Source organism: Mesorhizobium sp. M0040 (assembly GCF_040323505.1).
Classification (GTDB): Bacteria; Pseudomonadota; Alphaproteobacteria; order Rhizobiales; family Rhizobiaceae; genus Mesorhizobium.
Genome location: NZ_JAMYVA010000103.1, coordinates 1 through 6,595, shown reverse-complemented (window position 1 = coordinate 6,595; position 6,595 = coordinate 1). Strand labels below are relative to the sequence as shown.

The following is a 6,595-nucleotide window of genomic DNA, read 5'->3' as shown; positions in this document are numbered from 1 at the left end:
TCTTCTCGCGGCAAATATCGATCGCGAACGGGCAGCGAGGCGCAAAGCTGCACCCGACAATTGGCTCGCGCAGGCTTGGCACGATGCCGGGGATTTCTGGAAGGCGACGCTGTCGGCCGCGCCTCCGATCCGGTACCGATCGCATCAGACCCTGGGTGTAGGGATGCGCTGGACGCGCAAACAAATCTATCACTTTCGCTTGTTCTACGATCCGGCCAGCATACATGACAATCACGCGTTGGCATGTCTCGGCTACCACGCCAAGATCATGCGTGATGAACATCACGGCCGTTCCTGTGCGCTCTTTCAAATCAACGATAAGCCGCAGGATCTGCGCCTGGATAGTGACGTCGAGCGCGGTCGTCGGCTCGTCGGCGATCAACAGTTCCGGCGAGCAGGCGAGAGCCATGGCGATCATGGCGCGCTGGCGCATGCCGCCGGACATTTCATGAGGATAGTTGTTGACGCGGCGCTCGGGGTCCGCGATGCGGACCAGACCGAGCATCTCTTCGGCCTTCGCCCTGGCCACTGTGCGGGACGCTTTTGTGTGGATCTGCACCGCCTCCGCGATCTGCTGGCCGACCGTATAGACCGGGTTCAGGCTCGTCATCGGCTCCTGGAAGATCATGGCGATCCGATTCCCGCGGATCTGTCGCATCTCCCGATCGGACAGCTCAAGCAGATCGCGTCCATGAAAGCGAACCTCGCCGCCGACGGTCCTGGCGGTCAGCTTCGGGAGCAGGCGAAGGATGGAGAGAGCGGTAACACTCTTGCCGCACCCTGATTCGCCGACGACGCCGAGCGTTTCGCCTTTGTTGACCTGAAAGCTGATGCCGCCCAGGGCGAGGGTAACGCTGTCCTCGCCGTAGAAGTGCGTCTCAAGGTTTCGGATATCGAGAAGCAGGTCGCTCCCTACGATTTGATGCATCTGCATGTTAGCGCCTCCGCTTCGTGCGGGGATCGAACATATCGCGCAGGCCGTCCCCCAGCAGGTTGACGGCAAGGACCGTAACGGCAAGGCAAATGCCGGGGGCGAAGATCGTCATTGGAGCGGTGGCAAGATACAGCCGCGAACTGGCGATCATGTTGCCCCAGCTGGGGATCTCGGGCGGCACGCCGACGCCGAGGAAGCTCAGCCCCGCCTCTGTCAGAATCGCACTGGCGCAGACGGTAGCGCCCTGGACCATCAGCGCCGGAATGGTGCTCGGCAGGATATGCCGCCACAACACCTTGGGCAGGCGCGCACCGCCGCAGAGCGCGGCCTCTACATAGGGACGCTCGCGAACCCCCAGAACCACCGAACGAACCAGCCGCGCGACGGCTGGTGTCTCGGGGACCGCGATGGCGACGATAAGGATGCCGATTCCGGGGCCTGTCAGAGAAATGAGGGCGATCGCCAGCAGAATCGTCGGGATCGACATTAGGCCGTCCATTACTCGCATGACGAAGTTGTCGAAGCTGCGGCTGTAGCCGGCGACGACACCGATCAGAAGCCCGGCAAGAGCCGCGCACGTCGCCGATGTCAGCCCGACAATGAGAGAGATACGCGCGCCCAAGATCGTTCGCGCAAACACGTCCCGGCCCAGATTGTCGCTCCCGAACCACTTCTCGGCCGAAGGCGGCTGGAGGCGTCTGAACGGATCCATGTTCAATGGATCGCCGGCGTAAAGTGGCGCGGCGAGCGCCAGAATGATTAGGAGCGCCAGGAGGCCGCCCCCTATCAGGACCAGCGGATAACGCCTTGCTAGACGGGGAACGTCGGATAGCTGCAGCCGATCCATCGGCAAGGCTTCAACTGGTGCGGAGGAGAGTGTCATATCAGTACCGGATCCGGGGATCGATCAGCGTATAGGCCAGATCGACCGTGAGATTGATAAGGACGTACAGACCCGAAGTCAGGAGGAGAACGCTCTGGATTATGGGATAGTCGCGATTGTTAATCGCATCCACAACCAGACGACCGATACCGGGTATGTTGAACACCGTTTCCGTGAGGACGACTCCAGAGATCAAATAGGCGAAGCTTATGCCGATGACGGTCAGGATCGGGACGCCAGCATTCTTCAAAGCATGGTGGAAAAGCATGGCGTAGGACGAAGCGCCCTTGGCAGCGGCCGTTCGCATATAGTCTTCCGATAGGACCTCCAGCATGCTCGCCCGCGTAACCCGGGCAATAAATGCAATGTAGGCAAGACTAAGAGCCACTGTGGCCTGGACCAGGTGCATAAGCCAAGGCCCGAGGCCACCATCGATCGGCGCATATCCCTGGACCGGTAGCCAGTGTGTCCTGATGGCGAAGAAGTATATGAGAAAATAGCCGATGACAAAGACCGGGACGGAATAACCAAGTGCCGAAAAGGCCGCAAGGAGGCGGTCAACGAGACCGCCAGATCGCCACGCGGCAAGGATGCCGAAAGAAATCCCAACCGTCGCCGAAACGATCATCGTCAGGATTGACAGGGAAATGGTTGGTTCAAGTCGTTGCGAGATGAGCTCAAGAACCGGTCGCCCAGAAAAAATTGATATCCCGAAATCGCCGCTGAGCACGTCCCGCACCCAACGTATGAACTGAACAGGCATAGGATCGTTCAGGCCCAGCTGTTCTCGGATACTGGCGATCATCTGCGGAGTGGCATTTCTGCCGGCGATCATGGCCGCCGGATCGCCGGGCACAAGCCTGAGAAGCAGGAAGACGAAAATCCCGACCATCGCCATGACGGCGATGGTCGAAACACATCTGCGTAGAATGTAACTGCCCATTGTGTTTTCAGGCCTTCCGCATGTTCCACATCGGGACGATCTGCGGCATGGCGATAAGTCCTTTAAGGGTCTTACTGCGCGCGGCTGGCTGAACATATTTTCCCAACCGCACATTACCGACGAAGTCCCACCAGATCCCTTGCATCTTGCGGGCGAGCGCCTTGCGCTCGTCGAGCGTTGCGACATCTGCCAATTTTGCCCGCAGCGCTTCGTATTCGTCGTTCCTCGGCCAACCGTACGTGGCCTTATCGCCATTTGCGGCTAGCAGGGACGCCGAGAGCGGATTGCCGAGCGAATATTCAGATTCGTCCGTGATGAAGACGTTCCAGCCGCCGTTCTCAACGGGCCCCTTGTTCGCCCGACGCGTGGTTAGTGCAGCCCAATTCATCGGCGCGAGCTCGGCACTGATGCCAATCTTCCGCAGCGAAGCCGCCAGAAGCTGCGAGGCATTGTCGATCTCGGGCCAGTCGGTCGGATCGAGAATGATGACCTTTTCACCGGCATATCCAGCCTCCTGGAAGAGCTGCTTGGCTCTTTCCGCGTCGCCACCCTTCTTGTACCATCCCGTGTTCTCGTCGTTGGATATGAGCGTATCCTTGCCGAATATCGAAGTGACGGTGTCGATGTATTTTGGGTTGCCAAACGCGGCGCGCATGAACGCCTCCTGATCGATCAGGTGAAGCATCGCCTGGCGCGCCTTGACGTTGTCGAACGGCGGCTGCAGGAAGTTCATTTGCAAGACCACGTCCCGGCCCGTCTTGTCCAGAACTTCCAGTTCAAGGTTGGGATCGCTCTCGATCAATGGATAAAGATCGGCCGACGGATAGTCGAGATAATCAATCTCGCCTGCTTGCAACGCCGCCACCGCCGTCTGCTGGTCGGCGACAACATCCACGACGACACGATCGACCTTGACAATCTTCCCGCCGGCCAACCCGTCGGACGGCTCATTGCGGGGCACGTATTGTTCATTGCGGTCGTAGGTATAGTTTGCGCCCGGCCGGGCAAGGGCCTCATTGAACTTGAACGGCCCCGATCCGATTTTCGTTGTGACCTGTTCGCTGGCCGGGCGACTGGCGTCCTTCTCTCGCATGATGAACAGGCCTGGCGGCGTAAGATCCGCCAAGAGATCGATCAGAAGTCCCAAGGGCTCATTGAGCGTAATCGTGAAAGTCTTCTCGTCCTTCTTGGAGATGTCGCTGGCGCGCGTCATGATCAGCTGCCCACCAGAGTTCACCTGAGCCCAACGCCGAATCGAGGCGACACAGTCCGCCGCGGTGACTGGTGTCCCGTCGTGCCAGCCAAGGCCGTCCCGAAGCTCGAACGTATAAGTTTTCTTGTCGTCAGAAACGCCCCATTTCCCGACCATTTGCGGCTGCGGCATGAACTTGGAATCGAGCGCGAACAGCGTGTCGTAAATCGCCGCGCCGTGGTTCTGGGTGCCGACCGATGTCGTCCAGATCGGATCGAAGACGCTCAGGTCGCTCATCTTCCCCATGTGCACTGTCCGTGCGCCGCTTGACGCCGACTGCGCCCGCAGTACCGACGGAATCGACAAAGCTGTTCCAGCTGCTAGGCCTACCTTTACGAGATCGCGTCGAGAGATTTTCATGTTGCATTCCCCTTCTTGGTTATTGGCGTCATATACTAACGAATTCGCTTATTGAACCCCGCGGCTACGCGCTGTTTTTCGATGATTCTAGCCATAAAAAACTGCTTTGCTGTCCATATTCTTGTCTACGAATGTATCGTCCAGAGACTCACGAATCGCTTCGACGGGCCTACTTTGCTCGATCTGCTTACGGTCTATCCTAAGCTGCGGTTAGCGGCCGGTCGTTTGCGCGCTGCGCCAATTCCGCGAGAATCCGGATCCATGAGCGAATTCCCTTGTGGAAGGAGGAAAGGTCATACTTCTCGTTCGCGCTGTGGTGCCCGTTATTTGATCGCGCGAAGCCGATGGGCAGCGAATCTAAGCCCAGTCGACGCTTGATCGTATGAATAATCGGGATTGAGCCGCCACTTCCGATCAGGACAGGTTCTAAGTTCCACTCCTGCTTAAGAGCGACAAGTGCGCTGTCCAGATAAGGGCTTTCATACGAAATGACGGCTGGAGGGTATGTGGCATCGTCGTCGGAAAATTTCAGCCTGCAGTCGACTGGCGTTCTCGCTCGAATGTGATTACGAAACGCAGCACGAATTCGTTGCGGATCTTGGCCGGGAACCAGCCTGAAAGCAATCTTGGCAAGAGCTGTGGATGGAATGCTGCATTTGAACCCATGCCCATCATAATGCCCACCTGCAATACCGTAGATTTCGCAGGCCGGCCTCATCCAAATTTGCTCCAAAACAGAATAGGCAGTCTCGCCGGCAGATTGGGAAAGCCCAACGTTACTGAGATATGCACCTGCATCGAAGTCAAGCTCTGCCATGTTCGCTCTGAGCTTATCGTCAACTCTTGCTATATCGTCGTAAAATCCCTCAATTGCGACTTCGCCATTCGCACCCCTTAAGCTAGCGATAAGCTCAGCTAGGACTTGAATTGGATTTCGGGCGGCATTGCTATAATGGCCAGGATGCAAATCACGGCTAGCGCAGCTTATCTCTATCGTATCTTCCAATACGCCTCTAAACGTTACAACAATTGCGGGTACCGTATCTCCCCAAAGATAAGTATCACAAAGCAACATTACGTCGGCCGTCAGCTCATCTCCCGCTTCATCTAAAAATGATTCCATACTTTTACTGTCGTTTTCTTCCTCCCCTTCGAATAACATCGACACACTTAGTGGCAAGTGCCCCGTCACAGCCTTCCACGAGCGACATGCTTCAATAAATGTTAGAAGTTGTCCTTTGTCGTCTGAAGCCCCGCGAGCAACGATATGGGTTTCTCCATCGGGCTGCTCCTCGAGGCTCGGCTCGAATGGGTCGGACTTCCACGCATCGAGAGGCTCTACTGGTTGAACATCGTAGTGACCGTAGAACAAGACATGCGGTCCGTTCGCTTCCTTGTTGTGCGCGACCACCATGGGATTTCCGATAGTGGACCTAACGGACGCATCAAAGCCTATGCCCGACAGCTCATCTGAAATCCAAGAAGCTGCCTCGCGACATTGTGGCGCGTATGATGTGTCGCATGAAATAGAAGGTATTCGTAGGAATTGGAAAAGCCGATCAAGGCTAGCGCTCAGATTGGCGTCGGCATGCCTTAAAACCTTTTCGACAAGTTGCCGGGGCGCCCCACGGCTCACTTCCACGTCAGTGTTTTCCTCCAACGACATTTTATCTTCCTTTAATGGGCGGGAGCATGAGCGCGGCGATGCCACCATATTTTGTTGGTTCCAATTGCAATCGGACAACACGTTCCGCCCCGTCCCAGAATTCTTTGTCATCCTTTATGGGGTGGTTGACCTAGTCAATAGGAAACTCACAATATGGCAGTGTTTATTCCGAATTTTGATAATTTGTCGCCAGTCCAGATGGAACAACGCTTCGAGAAATAAGTCGGCCGCGGCCATTCGAGAGCGTTGCGTCTTCCAGGAGCTTTTCAGACCATAGACGATCGCCAGAAGGATACCCTCAGTACCGCGGTCTTGAGTTCGTTCATGAGCTGCAATTGTAGGATGCCATCACCGCTGTACCCCGGGAGGCGATCCTCCAGACATCCGTCGTTCACCTCCGTTCGCAACTCCACGGACTTTTTGAGTCGGAAAGACCTGGGCGGAAGCGCCACGCGGGCGGCGTGCGGTTTCGGGGCTTGTGTGGGGGCGGGGTTAACCCGGCGGCCCACAAATTTATTGACGATAACATGTGTGGTTGTTTGGCATAACCAAATATT

At 56.7% G+C, this 6,595-nt stretch carries 5 protein-coding genes; all 5 read right to left on the bottom strand.

Going from position 1 to position 6,595, the window contains the following annotated elements; all coding sequences use genetic code 11:
* Window positions 1–934: ABC transporter ATP-binding protein (locus NKJ91_RS33090; RefSeq protein WP_352458858.1), on the bottom strand; the 934-nt coding region annotated here is incomplete at its 3' end.
* Window position 935: 1 nt separating this feature from the next.
* Entirely contained in the window at window positions 936–1,817 is an 882-nt protein-coding gene (locus NKJ91_RS33085; RefSeq protein WP_352458857.1) for an ABC transporter permease, read from the bottom strand.
* A gap of 1 nt (window position 1,818) precedes the next feature.
* Window positions 1,819–2,760 (bottom strand): ABC transporter permease, encoded by a 942-nt coding sequence (locus NKJ91_RS33080; protein WP_352458856.1) that lies wholly within the window; start codon window positions 2,758–2,760, stop codon window positions 1,819–1,821.
* A 7-nt stretch (window positions 2,761–2,767) separates the two neighbouring features.
* The gene (locus NKJ91_RS33075) at window positions 2,768–4,372 is read right to left on the bottom strand and encodes an ABC transporter substrate-binding protein (RefSeq protein ID WP_352458855.1); all 1,605 of its coding nucleotides are present in this window, start codon (window positions 4,370–4,372) and stop codon (window positions 2,768–2,770) included.
* Window positions 4,373–4,571: 199 nt separating this feature from the next.
* Window positions 4,572–6,038, bottom strand: coding sequence for a M20/M25/M40 family metallo-hydrolase (locus NKJ91_RS33070; protein ID WP_352458854.1), 1,467 nt, complete (start codon window positions 6,036–6,038; stop codon window positions 4,572–4,574).
* Window positions 6,039–6,595 lie beyond the last annotated feature (557 nt).